Origin of the sequence: Edaphosphingomonas haloaromaticamans (genome assembly GCF_001853345.1) — a bacterium.
Classification (GTDB): Bacteria; Pseudomonadota; Alphaproteobacteria; order Sphingomonadales; family Sphingomonadaceae; genus Sphingomonas_E; species Sphingomonas_E fennica.
Genome location: NZ_MIPT01000001.1, coordinates 548552 through 570048, shown reverse-complemented (window position 1 = coordinate 570048; position 21497 = coordinate 548552). Strand labels below are relative to the sequence as shown.

Sequence of the window (21497 nt, the reverse complement as noted above, 5' to 3'; positions counted from 1 at the left end):
AATCCACGGCAGTTTTTGGCGAAACCCCTGAATCAACGACAGGCTCAGCCGTCAAGCTAACCTGCTGATACCACTCAACTTAATTTCCGATCGGGCTCATAGGCGCTGCCGGCATGCACAACGTCGTGGATCAGGTCATGGATCGCGGGGTCGATTTCTTCTTTGGTCATCATGATTTCCTTCCGGGGTGAATGATAGGGTCAAAGCAGCGCCATGCCGCCATCGACGCGGAGATTGATGCCGGTGACGAAACTGCTGGCGTCGGAGGCGAGGAACAGCGCGGCATGCGCGAGTTCCTCGGGCCGGCCGAGCCGGCCTAGCGGGATCGCACCCGCCATCATCGCGGTGAAGGCCTCGCGCTCCCCGTTAGGGACGCCGAGCTTTTCGAGGATTTCCGTTTCCGTCGGTCCGGGGCTCAGAACGTTGACGCGGATGCCGCGGTCCTTGAACTCGAGCGCCCAGCTCCGCGCGAAGGCGCCGATCGCCGCCTTGGTGCCGGCATAGACCGCATGCCCTTCAAGCACCTTGTCGCTCGCGAGCGAGCCAAGGAGAATGATCGAACCGCCGTAGCGCAGCCTGGGAGCTATCGCCTGGACACCGAGGAAGGTGCCCCGCGCATTGATGCCGAACTGGGCATCATACTCGGCGAGGGACACGTCAGACGACGCCGTGATCGTGTTGACGCCGGCATTCGCCATATAAATGTCGACGCCGGCGAAGCGATCGCGAACGAAGGCCGCGACCTCGCGATGATGATCGGGATCGGCGACGTCACCCGGGATGGCGATCGCGGACGGACCAATGGTTCGCACCGCGTCGTCAAGGGCCTGCTGGCGCCGCCCAGTAATCACCACATGAGCGCCCTGTTCCGCAAAAAGCTTCGCGCTCGCGAGCCCGATACCGCTGTTACCGCCTGTGATCACGGCAACCTTTCCGCTCAAACTTGTCATGCTTTTCCTCTGAGATTGAAGCAGGTCGTATCTGGCTTTTCCGGAACGAAAAATTAGACTGGACGAAGGCAAAGGATTTTTGACAAAAACTATCGAATGAGCGCGGAATCGATCGGCGGGCTTCATGCCTTTATCCGGGCAGCAGAGGCGGGTTCGTTCAGCGCGGCGGCGCGCCTCGCGGGCACGACCCCATCGGCGGTTTCGAAAAGCGTGGAGCGGCTCGAACAGCGCTTGGGCGTTAAGCTCTTCCTGCGTTCGACACGTGCGCTCGCACTGACGGTCGATGGAACCGCCTATTATGAGCGCGTGGCGCCGCTGCTGCGTTCCCTTGACGAAGCCAGCGATGTCCTGAGCAGTGCCGAACCGGCGCGCGGGTTACTGCGAGTCAGCCTTCCCGGCGTGCTTGGACCTGCGCTCGTCGATCACCTTACCGGTGACTTCGTCCGGCGCTATCCCGACATCAAGCTCGAGATCAGCATCACCGATCGTCATGTCGATCTCGTTCGTGAAGGGTTCGACGCCGCGCTACGTGTGGGTGCCGTGGAAGCGGCCGACTGGATGGTGCGACGCATTGCGACCTTGCCACTCGTCCTCGTCGCAGCACCCGACTGGCTCGATCATGCCGGCTATCCTTCAATACGCGACGATCTCTTGCAGGCCGCTCATATTCGCTACCGCCTCGGCTCACATGCTTATCCGATCCGCTTCGCCGACGGCTTCGAGCTCGCAATCGATGGGGCGCTCGACACAGATTCCGGACAAGTGATGCGCACCGCTGCGCTTGCCGGGATCGGTATCGCGCAGTTGCTCCGGCTCGCGGTGGCTGACGATCTTGCCGCCGGGCGCCTCATCGAGCTGCTGCCGGACGACCCGCTCGCCGCGATTCCGGTTCAGGCGCTGCACGCGTTCGGCCGCCTGGCTCCCTTACGCGTGCGGCTGTTCGCCGACTTTCTGGCGGAAGTGCTGGCACCGCATTCGATTTAAGCGGAACGAGGACTTCCGGCCAGCACGCCGCCCCAATCGGGGCGCGCGCTCCCGACAGGGGAATGCGCGACCCGATCCGGCGGAACCGCCTGGCGATCAATAGTCCCAGATCGACGCCACCCAACGAAAGGCATCGCCATCGAGCGCCACCCGGCCGAGCGACGGGAAGGCAAGGTGGGTCGCCACCAACAGTTCGCCGGTCGCCGCAGCCTCGCGAAGAAGATCGACCCGGACACGCACCGATTCCTCGGGATCATGTTCGAAGCCGTTGTGCCAGTCCGGATGGTCGAATCCCACCGGGAACAGGGCGTCGCCCGCGAACGTCAGGCGCTCGCCGTTGGATTCCACCCGTACCACGCAGTGACCCGGGGTATGCCCGCCGGTCAGTTTCGCCGTGACCCCTGGCGCCACTTTGAGTTCATTCCCGAAAGTGCGGATTTTATCCCCATAGGCTTCGACGAACTGGGCAGCGGTCGAGCGGAGAACGTCCGGCACGGGCGACGGCATCGAGGTCAGCGAGAAGTCGGGATCCTTCCAGAATTCGACTTCTGTCGAGGTCACATGGATCCGGACATCGGGCCGCAGCCTCTTGCGCACCTCATCGACGAGCAGCCCGCCGACATGGTCCATGTGCATGTGGGTGATGACGACATCGGTGACCGCCTCCAGCGGAATGCCGGCGGCTTCGAGGCGACGCGGAAACTGGCCGGCGCGGGGGAAGCCGGGGAACTGCCCGCCAAGGCCGGCATCCACCAGAATGATCTGCTCACCGCTGCGCACGACGAGGACGTTCAGGGCCCAGTCGAACATGTCGGGGCCGAGGAACATGCCATTGAACCAGGCGGCGCGTGCGTCGGGCGTCACGTTGGTCGACATGGTTTCGGTCGGCAGCGGGAGCACGCCGTCGCTGATGATGAGGACATCCAGGCTGCCGACGCTGAGTGCATATCGCGAAGGGACGAGATCGTCGGCGTCGGTCCTGCCGGGTTTGGCAATGGTTTCGAGTTTCATGGTTCATTCCTTTCGAGATGCCGCAATGCCACGGCGACAATCAGGCTACGGAGCGGCCTTCGAAGGAGCGATTGGGTGGAAGCCTTGCCCGACACATACGATCGTATAGGCGTATTGAAACGGGGGTTCATGAAACCTAATTGGAAAATCGCGTTTGAGGACTTTCCTTCCGCGTAAGCCATGGGCCGTCGGATTCTGGATGCACTGGTAGACTCCCTCCTCCGTTTCTGATCGTGGCAGGCGCCCTGGCACCTATGCATAGGAAGAGTGCGTCTGCGACTTGCGTATTATCGCACCCGATACGCAGATCCAGTAAACCGATTAGGCAGCCCGCAGGAACTTGCCCCCCTCCCGCCTCGGGCTGACCGCACCTTGCGGTATCTCCAGCGGGCCGGTCCTCCCCCCGGACTGGCCCGCTCCTCACTCCTACAATGCCTCCGCGCGCTCAGTGCCTGCCCAAACGGGGCAGATAGCTTGCCATAGGATAGCTGGATGGCGGCGATGAAGAGCCAGGCCGTTGCGGACGCGATGGTTTCCTCGAAATCCTTTGCCAGACGCCGGTTGCAGCTCAGCCAGGCGAGCGTTCGTTTAACGACCCAGCGTCGGGGCAAGACTTCAAAGCCCTTGGCTGTATCGAACCGTTTGATGATTTCGACGGTCCACTTTCCGATCCGGCGCTAAGGGATCTACGGCAATGAGTGCACCGGACCGGTGGCGGTTGGGCGGGTCGACAATGACGCGGTAAGGTTGCCTTCAATGGCGGTGTCTGTCCCGGCTCTCCGGGACGGGGCGCAGCCGTTCATTGCACCGGCAGCTCGAAGAGCGGATAGGGCGCGCCATATTGCTCGGGCCAGCCGGCATAGGCGACGTCGGTCGGCCCGACGACGAAATCGCGCACCGTCCAGCGTCCCCCGTTGTTTTCGAGCAGCGCGAAGATGTCGCCGCCGTCGAACATCCCCTCGCGCTGTGCCTCGGCATAGCGGGTAGTACTGAAATCGATCGGCTTGCCCGCCCTGGTCTGCGGGACAACGAAAGCGAAGGCCCATTCATTCTGCTTGCGCAGCTTCCTGACGACGAACTGCACCGGCTGCCCGAGATCGGCCTCGATCGCGGGGCGCAGCGCGTCGAGCAGCGTCTTGCGCAGCGGATCGCCCGCGCCGACATCGCGCGGTGGCTCACCGTTCGGACCCTTGAGCTTCTGGTCGGGAGGGCCGCCGCCGTCGGACAGGCTCATGAAGTCGAAGCTTTCAGGCAGGGCCTCGACCGCAGTGACGCGCTTGAACCACCAGGCGTTGCGCTCGATCTGCTCGATCGTGCCGGTGATCTTGCACTTCTCGCTGCACCTGGCGCGGATCGCCCTGCCCGGGGCTTCGTCGTTGACCATCGAGATCAGGGTCAGCCCGTTCAGCGCGCGCTGGACGTCGGGCCGGTTTGCACCCTGCACCCTGACGATCGCATCGCTGTCGATCGACATCAGCGTCTCGTCGAGCACTAGCGCATTTTCATATTCGCCCGCCTGAATCGTCCCATAGAAGGTGCCGGTGAGCGTCTTCGCGCTGCCGGGATCGGGCGGATCGGCGAAGGCTGGCGTGGCCAGTGTCGCCAGCGCCATGGCGAGAGCGGATGGCATGATCCTCGCGATCTTCATTTTTCCTCCTTCAGAACTCTGGTGCGGGCAACGGTATAAGCCGTCAGGCAATCGACGCGGGGCACATCGCCGGGCTCACCGAACCCCGCGCAGCCCGCCTCCTTCGCGGCGATCCATTGCCGCTGCTGCGCCTGCAGCGCCGTGATCCGCGCAACCGGCAGGCGAGCGCGAAGCTCCTTCCAGAGCCGGTTGAGCCCCGCATCGGCGGCGGCATAGCGCGCCCTGGCTTTCGGCAGCGCATCGGGAGCGGGGTCGACCATGGCTTCGGCGAACGGGCCGTAGGTGCCGGAGAAGCTGCCACCGCCGCAGGCACGAGGAACCCCGGCGCAGCCGCGCGAGGCCGCAACGCGGATATAATGATCGTCGAGGCGGTCGACGAGGATATTGCACGTCGTCGTGCCCACCGACCAGTAAAGGTCCGGCGAAAAACGAACCGGGCTGGCGTCATATAGCGACGCAATGCGTGGATCGTCATAGCCGCGATCGAGTTCTATCCAGTCGCCCTCATCCTGCGCCGGAATGGTTGCGGTGCACGCGGCGTCGCCGGTGTCGAGACCATCGGCCGCAAGCGCGATCACCGGCGCCCGCCCGCCGCTCTGCTCGCCCAGCCGCGCCCGTACCGCGCCGCCGTTCAGGAAATAATCGGCTGATCGCACGATATCGAGCGAAGGGCCCATCACGCCCGCGACGGCAGGCACCGCCGCAGCCAGGACCAGGACCCCAAGCGATCGCGCGATCATTCGGGCCGCGCCTGCGCATTGAGCCATGTCAGGCGGTGCTCGGTGATGTTGGCGAGGCATTTGGGATGAAAGACCGTGCCCTTGTAGGTCAGGCAGGCCTGGTCGCGCCGGGCGATCCAGCGACGCTGCTGCGCGAGCAGCGCCGGCTTTTGCGCAGGGGCCATGCGGTCCTGAAGCGCTTTCCAGACGATATTCAGCCGCCGGTCGGCGTCGGCATGAAGCAACGGCCATGTCCGCGCGGGATCGCCGCCGCGCACGTCGGTATAGGGCGGGAGGGGACCGAAGGCGCCGGCGAGCGTTTCGGGGCCGCCGACGCCGCCCTTCGGGCAGCTCGCATCGTCGGACGACACGACCACCATGTCGACGAACAGGTCGAAGGTCAGCCGGCAGCCGTTCGGTAGCCGTATCCGATAGGGCTGAAGCGAGAGATGATCGCCGATGTCATCCTCCACATCGGCGAGCGCGCCGCCCTTGTAGAAAGGGCTGACCGCAGCCCGCTGCGATGCGGCGTAGAAGTCGGCATAATAGTTGGTGCCCGGCGGCACCCGGCTCCAGTCGGTCGGCGCCACATTGCCCGGCCGCGACTGGCGTTGAAACGGCAGCGTGACGATCAGCGTCGGCGCGTCGGCATCTTCGCCCCGGTGCAGCTCATTCTCATAGGTGAAGTCCGGAGTGTCATAATCCCAGTCGGCGACCTCGCCATCGGCATTCCCGGGCCGATGGCCTGCCACCCGGGCATTCTGCGCGGCCGCGACCCGGACGCCGTCGTCGCCGGTTCGGGGGGCGCGCGTCGGCGCCTGATCGCATCCCGCAAGCGCGATCGGCGCTGCCAGAAATAATATGGCCAGCCTCTTCTGGCACCTGTTCAGACAATAGCCTGCCATAATCCACGCGTTACAGCTATTTACTGTGCCTCTGCTACCCGGCATCATGGCCCTTGTCCCTATCCCGCCGGGGTAGGTGCGGGAGACAGCGTTGAACAGGACGGCCGCCAACATCCGGCTGCTTTGCAGCCTCGGGCTCGACCGCCGCGTCGTTGCGCCGATGCTGATGCAGGAGCTGCGCCAGCTCATCGGCTTCGACAGCGCGCTCTTTCTCCGGCTTGGCCCGCACGGCATCGTCGATGCCTTCGCCGATCGACCCGAAGCGCAGACGGCCGCTCCGCTCTATGCGCGCGAATATTTTGCAAAGCGCGAAGCCGATGTCGTCTCGACGCTGCCAGAGGCGGTCGCGACGCAATTCGGGCCGCGGCGACTCAGGGAGTGCATCAAGGTCGACGAGCGCGCTTTCTACGCAAGCGAATTCTATAATGAGCTCTTGCGCCCGAGCGAAGTGCATTTCGCGATGCGCGGGATTCTGCGCCTGGGCGCGGACGCGATCGGCGGGCTCGCGCTGTTCCGCACCCGCAAGGACCGCGACTTCGGCGACCGCGACATTGCCCGATGGCAGGACCTTGAGCGGCATCTCGCCTTTGCCCTTTCGCACGAGATCGACGAGGGCGCGACACCCGACGAAGCTCTCCTCTCCTGGTCGTCGCGCGGTCCGGCAGGATCGGATGGGCGTCGGCCACGGCGCGCCGGACGCTCGCGCAGGCGGGGTTTTCGCTCGACGGCGCCGAGGTCCGGGACGCGGCGGCCGAGCTTGCCCGTCGGCTGGCTCGCGCCGGCGACGACGAAACCGGGGGCGCGCAACTGGATATTCCGGGATCTCAAGGCGTGCTACTACGCCTGCGCGCGGCGTGGCTCGATCCCACCGACACGGCGCGGCCGCTGATCGCGATCGCGCTGTCCTGCGCGGAGCCCGATGCGCTGCGTGCATGGAGGGCGGTCAAGCGGCTCGGCCTGCCGCCGCGCGCGGCCGAGACATGCCTCTATCTGCTTCTCGGCCTCACCCAGCGCGAGATCGCCGATCGCATGAACCTCAGCCTTAACGCCGTCATTTACCACCGGCGCCGCATCTACGATCAACTCGGCGTCAACGACCGTGGCGAACTCGCCGGTTATTGCTTCGAGGTGTGAGAGGCTTGTGAGCAACCGCTTGCCGACTTAGGTCGAACAAGGCCTGAGCCGGACTCGCACGATGGACGAAATAGAGCTAGCCTGCATGCTGCTATAGTTAAGGAGACAGCCGGAATGGCTGCACGTCTGAACCAAGGAGAGAGTACCCGCACGGCGTCGAGCGAAATTGGACCAAGCGTGGAAAGCTCGCAGGTCCTTGTTTCAGCCACCAAGCGCTTCCACGCCGGGGGACCTATTGAGCTTCCGGTAGCCCTCGAACTCATCCTGGACCCGGCCTGCCTGTTCGGGAGCGACGGTCGGATCATAGGCTGCAACGATGCCTGGAGAAGCGGCGTCATCGAAACCCCGGAGGTCTTTGCTCCATCTCGCTGGATGGAGCGGCTCCATCCTTCGGAACGCGAGAGTATCAAACCTAGGCTGACGGACGCATTCGTATCGGCAAGAAACTTCGAAGCCGATATGCGCCTGCGCGCTTCGACTGGTGAGTATCGCTGGCATATGCTGCGTGTCCGCGTGCATACCGTGCGCGACGGCAAGCCCCGGTTCTGGCTCTATACGCTGACCGATATCCATGCCCGCAAACTGCGCAAGCAGGACCTAGCCAGAACCATCAAACTCCAGGCCGGCATGCTCGATGTGAGCGTGGACTGTGTGAAGGTCATCCAGCCGAACGGGCGGCTATCCTATATGAACCGCGCAGGCTGCATCGCGCTCGGCGTGGACGAGCACTCCGGCTTCGGGATGGAGTGGCTCCCACTGCTCGGTCCAGAAGTAAAAGAAGTGGGCGAAGCCGCGCTCGACGATGCGAGACGCGGCCTCAATGCACGGTTTCCGGGGTTGAGTTGCCTTCCCGGCGCAAAGCCCCGCCATTGGGACAATATGCTGACGCCGCTCCTATCACCTGACGGGGGCGTCGAAGCGATCCTTTGCGTGTCACGCGACATCACCGCGCAGCGCGAAAGCGAGGAGCGCATCGCCGTGCTCATGGGGGAACTCAATCATCGCTCGAAGAACCAGCTTTCGGTCATGCACGCGCTTGTCCGCCGGACTGTGCCGGACACCCGCGCGCCCTGGCTACGCACGCTGGAACAGCGGATCACATCCATTGCCCGAAGCCAGGACTTGCTGATCAACGGCGAGTGGACCGGGACCACCATTTACGACCTTGTCGTGTCGCAGACTGCCATTGCCGGCGATGTGCTGGACGAACGCCTCTTGCTGCAAGGCGATCCTGATCTGCGCCTTCATACTGGAACGGCCGAGACCATCGGCCTCGCGCTTCACGAACTGACGACCAATGCCGTCAAATATGGCGCCTTATCCAATGGCTCAGGGCATGTCTCCGTACGCTGGTCCATCCAGGATGGCGATGGCTCGCCTCATTTGTGCATCGACTGGACGGAAAGCGGCGGTCCGCCGGTCAAGGAACCGGAACGCAAGGGCTTCGGTTCCCTCATCATCGAGCGCAATCCTCGCGTCGTTTCCGGCGCGAAGGTGAGTTGTCACTATCCACCCACCGGTTTCGTCTGGCACTTCGAAGCGCCCGCGCGCAGCGTTCTGGCCGGTTAGGCGGAGCAGTTCCGGAAAGGACAGCGGCTTTTGGCCACGTTGCGTAATCAATCCGTCGACATTGGCCGCCTCAGGCAAATCATCGCCGGGCTGTCGGAAGGCGTGATCCTGGCGGATGATGATGGCGCGATCCTCTGGGCGAACGACGCGGCGCTGCGAATGCATGGCGTGGCAGAGGTGGATGCGCTCGGGGGCAACGTGACCGGCTACGCCAAGCGTTTCCAACTGCGCTATCGCAATAATCATATCCTAGGGAAGAAAGATTATCCGCTCGCTCGCGTTATCGCGGGCGAAGAGTTCTCCGAAGTCATCGTCGAGGTCACGCCCGCAGCCGACGATGATGCCCGTTGGCTTCATCAGGTGCGGAGCCTCGTGCTCTCCGACGAGAAGGGTAAGCCCGACCTGTTCGTGCTGGTGATGCAGGACGTGTCGCTGCGCTTCGAGGCCGAGCAGCGCTTCGAGCAGACGTTCAACGTCAACCCGGCGCCGGCCTTGATCTGCCGGTTGGCCGACCATCGCTACGTCAAGGTCAACCAGGGCTTTCTCGACATGACAGGCTTCACCCGTGACGAGGTTCTGGGTCAGTCGCTTTACGATATCGACGTGCTGCAGGACGCAGCCGATCTGGATACCGCCAAGGAGCGGTTGCGAGAGGGCCGGACCATCCCCCAGATGCAGGCCGATCTGTCTCTGCCCGACGGTGGCCGCAAGCTCGTGATCGTCGCTGGCCAGCCGATCGAACTCGATGAGCAGCCTTGCATGCTCTTCTCCTTCGCGGACCTGGAGCCGCGGCGTCAGGCCGAGAACCAGTTGCGCGCCAGCGAGGAGCGGTTCGTCAAGACCTTCCGCCTGGCCCCCGTAGGGATGGTCATCACCACGCAGGACGATCATTGCCTGTGCGACGTCAACGACGCCTTCTGCCAGCTCACCGGCTACTCAGCCGATGAAGCGGCCGGACAGGCTTTGGCGACGATCAAGCTATGGGAGCCAGCCTCCTTCCTCAAGGAAGCCGGAAATCTGCTTACCGAGCGTAGCGGCTTTCGAGGACGCGACGTGCGGGTGCGGACCAGGGACGGCGGTTTTGTCGATTGCCTCGTCTCGGCAGAGGTCATCCCGCTGGGCGACGCGATGTGCGTGCTCTGGGTGATCCAGGACATCCACGAACGCCGCCACAGCGAGCTCGAGCTGATCACCGCAATCGAGGCGGTGATGAAGGACACCAACTGGTTCAGCCGCACCGTGGTGGAGAAGCTCGCCAACCTGCGCTCGCCACATCCACATGCCGCTCCGGTCGAGGTCAGCGAACTCACCCGCCGCGAGAAAGAGGTATTGAGCCTGCTCTGCGAAGGAAGCGATGACGCCGTTATCGCCAAGGAAATGGGCGTCTCGCGCAATACCCTCAGGAACCATATCGCACGGGCCTATCAGAAGATCGGCGTCAATCGCCGCGCCGCCGCGATCCTCTGGGCGCGGGAGCGAGGTTTTCCGCTCGCGCGCCCGATCCGCTGAGGCGCTACTAGTCCTGTACTACTACACGATTTGGTGCTCGCGTATCTTTGGTGATCGCATCTTCCAGCTCAAATGAAGGCAATGGCGCTGCTCGTGGTGAGCGCGTCCGCCAAAGGAGACGGAGATGGACAGCGATCGCATCAAGGGTGAAGCCAAGAAGGTGAAGGGCTCGATCAAGGAAGCCGCTGGCAAGATCACGGGCGACCGTTCGCTCGAAGCCGAGGGCGTCGCCGAGAAGGCCGCTGGCACCGTGCAGTCCGCGGCCGGCAAGGCCGCCGACAAGGTGCGTGACGCAGTTCGCAAGTAAGCGACTTCGCAGGGACGCTGCCGACATGGGGCAGCGTCCCGCTCACCTCTTCACCGAAACATTGAAGGAGCCAACCATGATCGCGCTTACACAGCATATGCCGACATCGGATCGAGCGCTCCCGTTTCAGAGGCTCGACATGCCTACGCTTGAAGAAGACATTGTCTATTATCAACGGCGTTTCGCCTATTGCACTGAACAGGCTGGGCGGGCGACCTGCTCCTCTTCGCGTTGCGCCCATGAAGAGCTTGCGAGGCTTTACCAGGAAAAGCTGGTCACGCTTGGCGCATCGTGGGTTCCCGGCATGGACGCTCCCGTTTCGAGCGGGCTGGTCCAGACATCGGCCACAATATCGGACCTGCTCCCATGAGATCGGCCAGATTGCTCATCGTCAGCCTGACGTTCCTATCCGCCTGCCAGGGGCCGGAGCAGAAGGCGGGAGCCGAAAAGGACAAGGCCGCGGCCGAAGCGGCTGGTCAAGCCTATAGCGGCGACGGCCCCAATGAGCGGATCGGTGCCGCACGCGACCGCGCCGCGAAATCCGCCAAAGAGGCCCGCGATGCGGCCGGCGACGCGCTCGATTCTCAAGCCGACAGCATACGCAGCCAGGCCGACGTCGCGGCCGAGCGACTGGATCAGCAAGCAAAGTCCGTGCGCGATGCAGCGGACGAACGTGCCCGCGCGCTTGAAGTCCAGGCCGACGCCCGGCGCCGGTAGGCGGTCCTACCATCATTTTCATCACATCGCCGGGGACAGTTCCCCTGGCAACGGAGGACTATTGTCATGAAGAAACTCGTTCTCGTCGCGGCTTTCGCCGCATGGATGCCAGTCGCCGCGTTCGCGCAAGACGTGCCGGCAAGCGAACAAGCGAGCGATGCTCCGACCGCGCCGGACGGCACGCCGGCATTCGGTATCGAACCCTATTTCGGCGTGCTGGGGGGCTATCACAGCTTCGACAAGCAAAGCGAGTTCGGGGTCTCGCCGACCGGCAGCCGCATGGGCGGCGCGCTGATCAGCGGGGTTGCCGGCGTCAATATCCCATTGGGGCCGGCCTTTGTCGGTGTCGAGGGCAACGCCACCAAGGGCTTCAACGACATCGACTGGGAATATGGCGTCAAGGGCCGCATCGGCGGACGCGCCGGCGAAAGCGGGCTGATCTATGCCTCGGCCGGCTATCAATGGGTCAACGGCAAGCGCGGCTTTTCCGATCATAAGGACTGGATTTACGGCCTCGGTGTCGAGGTCGGCCCGAAGGACATCGGCCTTGGCGGCGTCACCGGCAACAGCGGTGTGCGGCTCCGCCTCCAGATGGACACCTATGACTTCGACAGCCTGCGGCCGATGGCCGGCGTCATCTTCCATTTCTGACGGCTGGGTCCGCCGCAATAGACCCGTAGCAAAAACAGGAGAGACCAATGTCCACATCCTATGATGCCGCGGCGGTGCGCCATGAAACGCCGGTCGCGTTGCCCCTGCGTTCACGGCTGTCTTGGCCCGCGATCTTCGCCGGGATCACGCTCGCGATCGCCCTCCAGCTCGTGCTGGCCCTGCTTGGAACGGGGATTGGCTTCAGCCTCGTCGATCCCGTGCGGGGTACGACTCCCGGAGCGAACAGCTTCGGAATAGGTGCCGGCCTGTACTGGATCGTAAGCATGATGATCTCGCTGGGCGCCGGCAGTTATGCGGCCGCTCGCGTAGCAGGCGCCCACGACCGCTTCGACGGTCTGGTTCACGGGCTGACGATCTGGGGATTGACCTCCATTCTCACCGTCTACCTGATCACCTCGGCTGTCGGTGGCATCATCGGCGGCGCGTTTCGCACCGTGGGCGGCGTGGCGTCGGCCGCCGGCCAGAGCGTGGGCGCGACAGCCCCCGCCATTGCCAGGGCTGCGGGTGTCGATGATTTCGATATCCGCAATGAAGCCGCCGCCTATCTGACGACCGTTCCAGCAGACCCGGCCGCGATGTCGCCGCAGGAAGCGCAAAAGGAAGTCGCCCGGCAGCTGCCCGACCTCGCGGCGAGCGGCGCCAAGGGCGCGCAGGCCGAAAGCCGGATCGTGGCGATCGTTGCCGCGCAGCAGAAGATAAGCGAGGCAGAGGCTCGCCGGAAGGTCGAAGCGGCGAAGGCGCGATTTGTCGCCGCCAGGAACGATGCCGTCCAGACCGCGAAGACGACTGTCGATACTGCCGCTGGCGGTGCCGCCGGCACGTCATTTTTGGTGGTTGTCGCGCTCATCATCGGCGCCGCGTCTGCCGGTTTCGGTGGTATCGTTGGCGGACGCCGCGATGAGGTCATTGTCCGCCAATAGGTCAAGAGGGCCCCACGGTCGCCGCTCGACGAGCGAGCAGTCGTGGTCCGCAGGAACCCGCGCCCGGACGGCGGGTTCTATGTAGTAGAAGAAGCGCGAACCCGGCGATCACCGATCACCATCGCGACCGGGTTTCTCGCGAGACCGATAATAGAGGGGAGAGCCAGCATGGCTGAATCCGAAATTTCGCCCAGCCGGACGAATTCACTTCATCATCATGCCCCGGGATCGGGACAACCGTCACCCGAAAGCGCCCTTGGCGCTGGAGGGGAACTTCACCAGAATATTCCCCACGATGCCGACCATGAGGACGGTATTTCCCACCTGACCGACAATTTCGGACACCGCATATCCGACAACCAGAACAGTCTGCGGGCCGGCGAACGCGGCCCCACGCTTCTGGAAGACTTCGTTCTTCGCGAGAAGATTTTCCATTTCGATCATGAGCGCATCCCCGAGCGCATCGTCCATGCACGCGGATCGGGCGCGCATGGCGTGTTCGAATGCACGAAGGCTATTCCCGAACTCACCAGGGCGTCGATCTTCCAGAAGAAGGGCAATAGCTGCCCGGTGTTCGTGCGCTTCTCGACAGTGGCAGGCGGCGCGGGTTCGATCGACACCCCGCGCGACGTGCGCGGCTTCGCGGTCAAGCTCTACACCGATACGGGAAACTGGGATCTGGTCGGCAACAACATCCCGGTCTTCTTCATTCAGGACGCGATGAAATTTCCCGATCTGGTCCACAGCGTGAAGATGGAAGCCGATCGCGGCTACCCGCAGGCGGCCTCCGCACATGATACCTTCTGGGATTTCATCGGCCTGATGCCGGAAGCCATGCACATGATCATGTGGGCAATGTCGGACCGCGCGATCCCGCGCTCGCTGCGCATGATCGAGGGCTTTGGTGTCCACACCTTCCGCTTCGTCAACGCGAAGGGCGAAGGCCGTTTCGTCAAATTCCACTGGAAGCCGGTGCTCGGCATCGAGTCCACGACATGGGACGAAGCGGTGAAGATCGCTGGAGCAGACCCCGATTTCCACCGCCGCGACCTGTTCGAGGCCATCGCGGCGGGCGACTATCCGCAATGGGATCTGGGCGTGCAGGTCTTCGACGAGGACTGGGCAACGAAGCAGCCATATGACGTGCTCGACGCCACCAAGCTGATCCCTGAGGAGGACATTCCCGTAGAGATCGTCGGCCGCATGACGCTCAACCGCAACGTCGACAATTTCTTCGCGGAAACGGAGCAGGTCGCATTCCTGCCGACCAACGTCATCCCCGGCATCGACTTCACCAACGATCCGCTGCTTCAGGGGCGGCTCTTCTCCTATCTCGACACGCAGAAGTCGCGGCTGGGCACCACCAACTTCCACCAGATCCCGATCAACGCGCCCAAATGCCCGTTCCACAATTTCCAGCGCGACGGGATGATGCAGACGCTGGTGCCCACTGGCCGCGCCAATTACGAGCCGAACAGTCTCGCGCAAGCGGGCGAGGATGGTGGTCCGCGCGCCTGGCCTGAAACCGGCTTCACCTCTTTCACGGTGAACGACGAACGCAATGATCCGTCGCAGAAGCTGCGTGTCCGCGCGGAACTGTTCGCCGATCACTACAGCCAGGCGCGGCTGTTCTACCGCTCGCAGACGGAGAATGAGCAGGCGCATATCGCCTCGGCGCTGGTGTTTGAACTGTCGAAGGTGCAGCTCGACCATGTCCGCGCGCGGGTCGTCTCGCGCCTGCGAAATATCGACGAGACGCTGGCGAAGCGTGTGGCGGACGGGCTTGCGATCAATCTGCCGGAGAAAGCGAAGGCGGCGAAGGCACCCGTGGATATGCCTCCCTCCGACGCGCTCTCCATCCAGAAACGGGCAAAGGACATGCTCCAAGGCCGCAAGGTCGGCATTCTCTTTGCGGAAGGATCGGACAAGGCCGCCATCGACACGCTCAAGGGCGAGATCGAGAAGGCCGGCGGCACCGCCTTCCTGGTCGCACCGAAGGTTGGCGGCATCAAGGTCAAGGGCGGCACTCTCAAGGCCGACGGCCAGCTTGCCGGATCGCCTTCGGTCCTGTTCGATGCGGTCGCGTCGGTCCTGATGCCGGATGCCGCTGAAAAGCTGACCAAGGATGGAGCGGCGGTCCAGTGGTTCATGGATGCTTATGGCCATTGCAAGACCATCGCTCACTGCAAGGGAACGCAGGTGCTGCTCGACAAGGCCAATGTCGAGCCGGACGACGGCGTGGTTCCGGTCGAGAACTTCATGAAAGTTGGCGTGAAACGGCACTGGGCGCGCGAGCCCAAGGTCCGCGATCTCGCCTGAAAGGGAGGATGACATGGCAACCCAGACCATAGAACGCGGCAGGACGGGCAGCGTCGCACCCGCAACGGCAAAGGCCGAAGCTATCGAAAAAGCAAAGGCGATCGCTCCTGATCTCGCCGCGCGCATCGGCAGCACGCCCCGGACGAAGTTCCGGGGCGATCCTGACGTGTTTGGGCGTCTGGTCGAGGATCACGACCGGCACCGCGCCCTGCTGGCGATGATCGAGGAAACCGAAGGCAAATCGCCCGATCGCCAGAAGCTGTTCGTGGAACTGGTGAAGGAGCTCAAGGCTCATGCGGCCGCCGAAGAGCAGGCGCTCTGGTCCACCGTCCTGCGCGATCCGGAAACCACCGACGACGCCCGCCATGCGATCGCCGAGCACAAGGAGATCGACGACATGCTTACCGATCTCGCCGCGCGCGACATGGCGTCCTCCGGCTGGCTCCGCCGGTTCGCGGGCCTCAAGGACGAGTATCTCCACCATATTCGCGAGGAGGAGCAGGAGCAGTTCGTCGCGGCCGAGCAGCATCTGCAAGCCTCCGATGTCCGCTATATGCGCCGTGTCTTCAATCGTCGGAAAAAAGAGGAGAAAGCGGCCGCAAAGGTCGAAAAGAAGATCAGCCTCAAGGATTGATGCCATGGTCAAAGGGGGCGTGCTGAAACGTGTCGCAATCGTCGGCGCCGGGCCGACCGGGCTTTACACCTTCTTCTCGCTGCTGGAGGCCGGCATTCCTCTTTCGATCGCCGTCTATGAGCAGGCGGAGGAAGCGGGCGTCGGCATGCCCTACAACGACGACGAGAATATCCGCCTGATGCTCGCCAATATCGCCAGCATTGAGATACCGCCGCTCACCGAACCCTATCTCGACTGGGTGCGCCGGCAGGATGCCGCTCACCTCGCGCGCTATGGCGTCGACAAGGCCAGCCTGCACGAGCGCCAGTTCCTGCCACGCATCCTGCTTGGGGAATATTTCCGGGATCAGTTCCTGGCGCTGGTCGAACGGGAAGGCTTCGGGCTTCAACATCGTTGTGCATGAATCCTGTCGCGTCATCGATCTGGAGGCGCGGGAAGACGGCGTGTGGCTCTGGGCGGAATGCCATGACGAACCCAGGCGCTTCGATCTTGCCGTCATCGCGACAGGCCATGTCTGGCCCGATGAAGACGAGGCGACGCGCTCCTTCTTTCCCAGCCCCTGGTCCGGCCTGCTCGACGCGGACATCCCTGTATGCAAGGTCGGCATCATGGGCACTTCGCTCAGCGCGATCGATGCTGCCATGGCGGTGGCCGTCCAGCACGGTCGTTTCGTCGAGGAAGCGGATGAGGCGCTGCGCTTCGAGCGCGACCAAGGCAGCGAAGAACTGACGATCACATTGGTGTCGCGCTCAGGCATCCTGCCCGAAGCCGATTTTTATTGTCCCATTCCCTATGAACCGCTCAGCGTCGCGACGCCGGAGGCCATCGAGCGGGCAATCGGCGCCGGCCCGGAAGGTTTGCTGGATCGGGTTTTCGCACTCATGGTTCGGGAGATCGATGCGGCCGACTCCCATTGGAGCGCGCGCGTCTCCCTGTCGGATCTCGACGCGGACAGCTTCGCCGATGCTTATTTCGCGGATCGGCAGCGCCATGATGCGTTCCGCTGGGCCGAATATAATCTGAAAGAGGTCGAGCGAAACAAGCGCGAGCGTCATACCGTGCCCTGGCGCTATGCGATCCTCAGGCTTCATGAGGCCGTGCAGGACGTGGTTCCGCATCTGACAGAACCGGATCGCGAGCGCTTCGATGCTGGGCTCGGCAAGGTCTTCGTCGATAATTACGCGGCGATCCCATCGGAATCGATCCGTAGGCTCCTGGCGCTGCGAGAGGCAGCCGTCATCGACCTGCTGGAACTTGGCTCGGATTATGACATGTGGGTCGAGGATACCGGCACGCTCATCGAAGTGACCGGAACCACACACGATTTCGCTGTATTCATCGACGCGCGTGGTCAGAAGCCCTTGAAGACCAAAGACCTTCCTTTCCCCCGCCTGCGCCGCCAGTTGCTCGCAATGGGCGAGGATATTCCCGATGTCGGTGAGGATACGTGCTCCTGGCCCCGGACGCCGTGCGTGGCCGTATCGCGTTCGGAGCGCTGCCTTACCTCATACATGATCGCCCCTTCATCCAGGGCATTACCGCCAGCGCCGAGATCGGCTCGGAGATCGCCAAGGCGGTGTCGCGATCAGCGTCACGGCCTCGCAGAAGACTGGCGTTCCTCGGGGATTGGTGATGAAAGAAGCACTTGCGAAACCATATGCGCGGGAGGAGCGTCATGAGATGTCTGTCCGCCGTCACACTGCTGATGGCGGCGGGATGCGCGTCAACGACTTCCAGGCCACAGTCTGTCGGCATGCCGAATCCGGCTTCCGTCTATTGTCAGGAGCAGGGCGGGACGCTTGAAATACGCAGCAACCCGGAAGGCCAGACCGGATATTGCCACCTGCCCGATGAACGCGTGATAGAGGAATGGCATCTGTTCCGCTCGCAGCGCGGCGATGGAACTGCGGGACTATAATCCTTACTCGCCAGGGAGGCGCCCATAGTGTTGCGACCGGGAGAAAATTGCTGGCGGGTCGAGCAGGCCGACCGCTTTGCCTTCATCGTCGATGCCGCCGACTATTTCGAGGCGGCCCGCACCGCCATGCTCGCCGCGCGCAAGAGCATCTTCCTGATCGGATGGGATTTCGATGCCCGTATTCGCCTGGGGCGCAAAGATGATGAAGGGCCGGAGAAACTCGGCGACTTCTTCCTGTGGCTCGCGAAACGACGCCCCGATCTGCATATACGTCTGCTGCGATGGGATACCGGCGCGTTGAAGGCGATGTTCCGCGGCAACACGCTTGGGACCATCCTACGCTGGAAGGCACACCCCAGGATCACGCTCAAGCTCGACGGCGCCCATCCGCTGACCGGCTCGCACCATCAGAAGGTCGTGGTGATCGACGACTGCCTGGCCTTTTGTGGCGGCATCGACATGACGATCGGGCGCTGGGATCGGCGCGAGCATAAGGACGACGATCCCGCCAGGAAGGGGCCGGGAGGCAATCCTTATGAGCCCTGGCACGATGCGACGAGCGTATTCGACGGCCCGGCGGCGCGCGCGATGGGCAAGCTGGCGCGGGACCGCTGGAAGGCGGCGACAGGCGAGAGCCTGCATCCCGTGACCACGTTGCATGATTGCTGGCCATCAGGCCTCGCTCCGACATTCGAGAAAGTCAGCCTTGGCATCGCGCGCACACGGCCCGAGATGGAAGGCGTCACGCCCATTCATGAGATCGAGCAGGCCTATCTCGATCTGATCGCGCGGGCGAAGAAGTGGATCTATGCCGAGAGCCAGTATTTTGCTTCCCGCAAGATCGCGCGCGCCATCGCCCAGCGCCTCCAGGAAGAGGACGGACCGGAGATCGTCATCGTTAACCCGGTCACGGCGGAAGGTTGGCTTGAGCCGATCGTAATGGATTCAGCACGGGCACGCCTGGTCGAAGCCATCCAGCGTATCGACAGGCATGGACGGTTTCGCATCTATCACCCGATAACCGTTGGCGGCCAACCGATCTACGTCCATGCCAAGGTGATGATTGTCGACGACTGCTGCCTTCGTGTGGGTTCGTCCAATTTCAACAACCGCTCGCTGCGCCTCGACACCGAATGCGATGTGATCATCTCCGCTGATGAGCCGGGAAACGAACATACCGCGGAAACGATTGCCGATATCCGGAATGAACTGATCGCGGAGCACTTGGACCTAAACGCCGAACAAATAGCCGCCGGGCTGGAGAAGGAAGGCTCTCTGGTGGGCGTGATCGAGGCGTTGCGCGGCAAGGGGCGGACGCTTGTGCCGTATGAGCTTCCCGAATTGAGCGCGACCGAAGAATGGCTCGCCGACAACGAAATACTCGATCCCGAAGGTCCTGACGCCATGTTCGAGGCCCTGAGTCAGCGCAGCCTGTTCAAAGGGTGGCATGCACCTTGGCGGTCTGAAAAATAAGCTTTTACGATAGTCGCGTGTGATTCGAAGCAATCATCTCGGCGACCGATGCATCCAAATGTCCGCTATACCGCTTTCCCGACTGAAACCTGCTGTTCCGGATTGTACGACGAAGCAGAAGTTCGCCATGATCAGACCGCCTCAGCACCTTTTTCGGCACCCTCGAGCAATTCCGTGATTGCCGACGAGAGGATCTCGATCCTCATGCCGATCTCCAGGATACTAGCTGCAGAAGTCCTGGCATGATAGGATGATAAGTTCCCCGATTGTCCCTCGACCGCCAATGCCCCCGCATCCTCGGCGGCGATGGTGATGAGATAGAATAGTCGGCGGATAGTTTCGCGGCGGGCTTCAGCACCTTCAGACATGATTCGACCAAGCCGCGGGGGCTCGACCAAGTCCAGACCCAGCTTTTCCAGCGCATTCGCATATTCCATTCGACTTCGCGGNNGAACGAAGCATTGCTGTCGNCNCTGAATCGCGGCNGGCCACAGCGGCCGNTACCCCGACCGGCNTGACCGGCGGGGCTTCGGGTGGTGGGAGCGGCGCGGTGCCGCTCCGAANCAGGAGCACCATCCATGACCACCNTACGCCTCANNGATCTGCAACTCGTCCTTCTTTCGGCTGCGNCGCAGCGCGACGACGGCAGCCTGCTGCCNCCACCGNACAGCATCGGCGAACGTACGCCTGCGGTCGACAANGCCATCAAATCCCTCCTCCGACGCGNCCTGGCGGCGGAACTCGATACATCGGATATCAGCGGGTCACTGCCGACAGACCGGGACCGGCTGACCGGTGTGCGGATCACCGCCGCAGGCCGGGCAGCCATTGGCGCTGGTCAGGATGAGAAAGAAGAAAATCGGGCATCCGATGAACTCGAGGACCAGGCCCCTCCCGTGAGCGAGCCCTCATCCCGCCCGGCTAGCAAGATCAGCACGGTGCTGTCACTCCTCCAACGCGAGGAAGGTGCAACGCTCGATGAGATGATCGCGGCCACTGGTTGGCTGCCCCACACCACCCGCGCCGCGCTGACCGGCCTCCGGAAAAAGGGCCATAGCATCGCGAAGGGCAAGCGCGGGGATACGACCTGCTACCGCATCGCGACGGAAGCATGATCGTGGCCAGGCTCGATCATGCATTGCAGGAAATCGCGCACATGTCCCGCGCCGAGATTCAGGAGCGATGGGCAAAGCTCACCGGTCGCCCGGTGCCTCGACTCAGCGTTGCCATGCTGCGGCTCGCGCTGGGCTACGAGATACAGGCCAGAGCAAAGGGCGGCCTGTCGCGCACTACCCGGCAGCAGCTGGGCGGATCAGGCGATGTGCCACCGCGTGCGATGCCCCTCGCGCCCGGTCTGCGGCTGGTCCGCGAATGGCAGGGCAAAGTGCATGTCGTCACTGTCGATGATGCCGGAGCGATCCACTGGAACGGGCAATGCTGGAAAAGCCTCAGCGAGGTAGCCCGCACTATCACCGGCACGCGCTGGTCAGGCCCCGCCTTCTTTGGCCTCAAGCCGCGAAAGGCAGCGGCATGAAGAAGGTCCGCTGCGCGATCTACACGCGAAAATCGAGCGAGGAGGGTCTTGAGCAGGACTTCAACTCTCTCCATGCTCAGCGCGAGGCCTGCGCCGCCTATATCCTCAGCCAGGCGTCCGAAGGCTGGACGCTGCTACCCGATGAGTATGATGACGGCGGGCTGTCGGGTGGAACGCTGGAGCGGCCGGCGCTTCAGCGACTGATGAAGAACATCGAAGCCGGCAGGATAGACATCGTGGTCGTCTACAAGGTCGACAGGCTGAGCCGCTCTCTGCTCGACTTCGCGAAGCTGGTCGAGGCCTTCGACAGGACGAACGTATCCTTCGTCTCGGTTACCCAGTCGTTCAACACAACCAACAGCATGGGCCGGCTCACGCTCAACATGCTGCTCTCCTTCGCCCAGTTCGAACGCGAGGTCACCGCCGAGCGTATCCGCGACAAGATCGCGGCGTCCAAGGCTCGCGGCATGTGGATGGGCGGTAACCCGCCGCTCGGCTACAAACCCGATGGCAGGACACTGGCGATCGTCGAAGAGCATGCGGACGTCGTGCGGCACATCTTCGCCCGCTACCT

Annotated in this window: 25 protein-coding genes and 1 pseudogene; 19 read left to right on the top strand and 7 right to left on the bottom strand. The window is 63.2% G+C overall.

What is annotated here, in order from left to right; genetic code table 11:
- Positions 1–200: 200 nt before the first annotated feature.
- On the bottom strand, positions 201–1076 hold the full coding sequence (locus BHE75_RS02695; RefSeq protein ID WP_254684342.1) for an SDR family NAD(P)-dependent oxidoreductase: 876 nt from the start codon (positions 1074–1076) through the stop codon (positions 201–203).
- Here BHE75_RS02695 and BHE75_RS02690 point away from each other — a divergent pair.
- Positions 1047–1934, top strand: coding sequence for a LysR family transcriptional regulator (locus BHE75_RS02690; RefSeq protein ID WP_070932201.1), 888 nt, complete (start codon positions 1047–1049; stop codon positions 1932–1934). The two genes, BHE75_RS02695 and BHE75_RS02690, sit on opposite strands and share 30 nt — an antisense overlap.
- Before the next feature lie 96 nt (positions 1935–2030).
- Here BHE75_RS02690 and BHE75_RS02685 read toward each other — a convergent pair whose 3' ends face one another.
- The 5 genes and pseudogenes from BHE75_RS02685 to BHE75_RS02665 all read right to left on the bottom strand — a co-directional run bounded on the left by BHE75_RS02685 (position 2031) and on the right by BHE75_RS02665 (position 6328).
- On the bottom strand, positions 2031–2945 hold the full coding sequence (locus BHE75_RS02685; protein ID WP_070932199.1) for an MBL fold metallo-hydrolase: 915 nt from the start codon (positions 2943–2945) through the stop codon (positions 2031–2033).
- 485 nt (positions 2946–3430) lie between these two features.
- Positions 3431–3622: pseudogene (locus BHE75_RS23870) on the bottom strand (IS5/IS1182 family transposase); the annotation flags it as partial.
- Between the two features lie 122 nt (positions 3623–3744).
- Positions 3745–4593: a hypothetical protein gene (locus tag BHE75_RS23030; RefSeq protein WP_084652867.1), complete on the bottom strand. Its 849-nt coding sequence runs from the start codon at positions 4591–4593 to the stop codon at positions 3745–3747.
- Positions 4590–5333 carry a lysozyme inhibitor LprI family protein gene (locus tag BHE75_RS02670; protein ID WP_070932195.1) on the bottom strand — a complete coding sequence of 248 codons (744 nt, stop codon included), beginning with the start codon at positions 5331–5333 and terminating at the stop codon, positions 4590–4592. The genes BHE75_RS23030 and BHE75_RS02670 overlap by 4 nt, the downstream gene beginning before the upstream one ends.
- On the bottom strand, positions 5330–6328 hold the full coding sequence (locus BHE75_RS02665; protein ID WP_217494706.1) for a lysozyme inhibitor LprI family protein: 999 nt from the start codon (positions 6326–6328) through the stop codon (positions 5330–5332). The genes BHE75_RS02670 and BHE75_RS02665 overlap by 4 nt, the downstream gene beginning before the upstream one ends.
- Here BHE75_RS02665 and BHE75_RS24345 point away from each other — a divergent pair.
- The 15 genes from BHE75_RS24345 to BHE75_RS02600 all read left to right on the top strand — a co-directional run bounded on the left by BHE75_RS24345 (position 6309) and on the right by BHE75_RS02600 (position 19389).
- The gene (locus tag BHE75_RS24345; protein ID WP_070932191.1) at positions 6309–7106 is read left to right on the top strand and encodes a hypothetical protein; all 798 of its coding nucleotides are present in this window, start codon (positions 6309–6311) and stop codon (positions 7104–7106) included. The genes BHE75_RS02665 and BHE75_RS24345 overlap by 20 nt on opposite strands.
- The gene (locus BHE75_RS24340) at positions 7049–7351 is read left to right on the top strand and encodes a LuxR C-terminal-related transcriptional regulator (RefSeq protein WP_070932189.1); all 303 of its coding nucleotides are present in this window, start codon (positions 7049–7051) and stop codon (positions 7349–7351) included. Before BHE75_RS24345 ends, BHE75_RS24340 begins: the two co-directional genes overlap by 58 nt.
- Positions 7352–7465: 114 nt before the next feature.
- Positions 7466–8920: a sensor histidine kinase gene (locus BHE75_RS02650; protein ID WP_084652859.1), complete on the top strand. Its 1455-nt coding sequence runs from the start codon at positions 7466–7468 to the stop codon at positions 8918–8920.
- A 30-nt stretch (positions 8921–8950) separates the two neighbouring features.
- Complete coding sequence (locus BHE75_RS02645; protein WP_070932184.1) at positions 8951–10429, top strand: helix-turn-helix transcriptional regulator; 1479 nt, start codon at positions 8951–8953, stop codon at positions 10427–10429.
- 124 nt (positions 10430–10553) lie between these two features.
- A complete protein-coding gene (locus BHE75_RS02640) occupies positions 10554–10736 on the top strand; it encodes a CsbD family protein (protein WP_070932182.1) in 183 nt (60 codons plus the stop codon).
- A 76-nt stretch (positions 10737–10812) separates the two neighbouring features.
- The gene (locus BHE75_RS02635; protein ID WP_139181612.1) at positions 10813–11106 is read left to right on the top strand and encodes a hypothetical protein; all 294 of its coding nucleotides are present in this window, start codon (positions 10813–10815) and stop codon (positions 11104–11106) included.
- Positions 11107–11117: 11 nt separating this feature from the next.
- Positions 11118–11453, top strand: a complete 336-nt coding sequence (locus BHE75_RS02630) for a hypothetical protein (RefSeq protein ID WP_070932178.1) — start codon at positions 11118–11120, stop codon at positions 11451–11453.
- A 66-nt stretch (positions 11454–11519) separates the two neighbouring features.
- On the top strand, positions 11520–12104 hold the full coding sequence (locus BHE75_RS02625; protein WP_070932177.1) for an opacity protein: 585 nt from the start codon (positions 11520–11522) through the stop codon (positions 12102–12104).
- A 47-nt stretch (positions 12105–12151) separates the two neighbouring features.
- On the top strand, positions 12152–13045 hold the full coding sequence (locus tag BHE75_RS02620; protein WP_070932175.1) for a hypothetical protein: 894 nt from the start codon (positions 12152–12154) through the stop codon (positions 13043–13045).
- Positions 13046–13213: 168 nt separating this feature from the next.
- Entirely contained in the window at positions 13214–15364 is a 2151-nt protein-coding gene (locus tag BHE75_RS02615) for a catalase (RefSeq protein ID WP_070932173.1), read from the top strand.
- 13 nt (positions 15365–15377) lie between these two features.
- Positions 15378–15998, top strand: a complete 621-nt coding sequence (locus BHE75_RS02610; RefSeq protein ID WP_084652853.1) for a hemerythrin domain-containing protein — start codon at positions 15378–15380, stop codon at positions 15996–15998.
- Between the two features lie 4 nt (positions 15999–16002).
- Positions 16003–16401, top strand: a complete 399-nt coding sequence (locus tag BHE75_RS24660; protein WP_217494705.1) for an FAD/NAD(P)-binding protein — start codon at positions 16003–16005, stop codon at positions 16399–16401.
- Positions 16325–17677 carry a hypothetical protein gene (locus BHE75_RS02605; RefSeq protein ID WP_217494704.1) on the top strand — a complete coding sequence of 451 codons (1353 nt, stop codon included), beginning with the start codon at positions 16325–16327 and terminating at the stop codon, positions 17675–17677. The genes BHE75_RS24660 and BHE75_RS02605 overlap by 77 nt, the downstream gene beginning before the upstream one ends.
- The gene (locus BHE75_RS25165) at positions 17674–17916 is read left to right on the top strand and encodes a putative hemolysin (protein ID WP_084653429.1); all 243 of its coding nucleotides are present in this window, start codon (positions 17674–17676) and stop codon (positions 17914–17916) included. Before BHE75_RS02605 ends, BHE75_RS25165 begins: the two co-directional genes overlap by 4 nt.
- 27 nt (positions 17917–17943) lie before the next feature.
- Positions 17944–19389: a phospholipase D-like domain-containing protein gene (locus BHE75_RS02600; protein ID WP_070932171.1), complete on the top strand. Its 1446-nt coding sequence runs from the start codon at positions 17944–17946 to the stop codon at positions 19387–19389.
- A gap of 131 nt (positions 19390–19520) precedes the next feature.
- Here BHE75_RS02600 and BHE75_RS02595 read toward each other — a convergent pair whose 3' ends face one another.
- Positions 19521–19826, bottom strand: a complete 306-nt coding sequence (locus tag BHE75_RS02595; RefSeq protein ID WP_070932169.1) for a hypothetical protein — start codon at positions 19824–19826, stop codon at positions 19521–19523.
- A 141-nt stretch (positions 19827–19967) separates the two neighbouring features.
- Between BHE75_RS02595 and BHE75_RS02590 the strand changes: the two genes are divergently transcribed.
- The 3 genes from BHE75_RS02590 to BHE75_RS02580 form a co-directional block, all read left to right on the top strand.
- Positions 19968–20504: a DUF3489 domain-containing protein gene (locus BHE75_RS02590; RefSeq protein WP_070932167.1), complete on the top strand. Its 537-nt coding sequence runs from the start codon at positions 19968–19970 to the stop codon at positions 20502–20504.
- 2 nt (positions 20505–20506) lie between these two features.
- Complete coding sequence (locus tag BHE75_RS02585; protein WP_070935403.1) at positions 20507–20923, top strand: DUF2924 domain-containing protein; 417 nt, start codon at positions 20507–20509, stop codon at positions 20921–20923.
- The coding region (locus BHE75_RS02580; RefSeq protein ID WP_139181813.1) for a recombinase family protein at positions 20920–21497 on the top strand (578 nt) is incomplete at its 3' end. The genes BHE75_RS02585 and BHE75_RS02580, both read left to right, overlap by 4 nt.

Bases quoted from the DNA above. Each gene is read 5' to 3' on its own strand.
- BHE75_RS02690 (WP_070932201.1), top strand. From the start codon at position 1,047: ATGAGCGCGGAATCGATCGGCGGGCTTCATGCCTTTATCCGGGCAGCA.
- BHE75_RS02695 (WP_254684342.1), bottom strand. From the start codon at position 1,076: ATGAAGCCCGCCGATCGATTCCGCGCTCATTCGATAGTTTTTGTCAAA.
- BHE75_RS02685 (WP_070932199.1), bottom strand. From the start codon at position 2,945: ATGAAACTCGAAACCATTGCCAAACCCGGCAGGACCGACGCCGACGAT.
- BHE75_RS23030 (WP_084652867.1), bottom strand. From the start codon at position 4,593: ATGAAGATCGCGAGGATCATGCCATCCGCTCTCGCCATGGCGCTGGCG.
- BHE75_RS02670 (WP_070932195.1), bottom strand. From the start codon at position 5,333: ATGATCGCGCGATCGCTTGGGGTCCTGGTCCTGGCTGCGGCGGTGCCT.
- BHE75_RS02650 (WP_084652859.1), top strand. From the start codon at position 7,466: ATGGCTGCACGTCTGAACCAAGGAGAGAGTACCCGCACGGCGTCGAGC.
- BHE75_RS02640 (WP_070932182.1), top strand. From the start codon at position 10,554: ATGGACAGCGATCGCATCAAGGGTGAAGCCAAGAAGGTGAAGGGCTCG.
- BHE75_RS02635 (WP_139181612.1), top strand. From the start codon at position 10,813: ATGATCGCGCTTACACAGCATATGCCGACATCGGATCGAGCGCTCCCG.
- BHE75_RS02625 (WP_070932177.1), top strand. From the start codon at position 11,520: ATGAAGAAACTCGTTCTCGTCGCGGCTTTCGCCGCATGGATGCCAGTC.
- BHE75_RS02620 (WP_070932175.1), top strand. From the start codon at position 12,152: ATGTCCACATCCTATGATGCCGCGGCGGTGCGCCATGAAACGCCGGTC.
- BHE75_RS02615 (WP_070932173.1), top strand. From the start codon at position 13,214: ATGGCTGAATCCGAAATTTCGCCCAGCCGGACGAATTCACTTCATCAT.
- BHE75_RS02610 (WP_084652853.1), top strand. From the start codon at position 15,378: ATGGCAACCCAGACCATAGAACGCGGCAGGACGGGCAGCGTCGCACCC.
- BHE75_RS24660 (WP_217494705.1), top strand. From the start codon at position 16,003: ATGGTCAAAGGGGGCGTGCTGAAACGTGTCGCAATCGTCGGCGCCGGG.
- BHE75_RS25165 (WP_084653429.1), top strand. From the start codon at position 17,674: ATGAGATGTCTGTCCGCCGTCACACTGCTGATGGCGGCGGGATGCGCG.
- BHE75_RS02595 (WP_070932169.1), bottom strand. From the start codon at position 19,826: ATGGAATATGCGAATGCGCTGGAAAAGCTGGGTCTGGACTTGGTCGAG.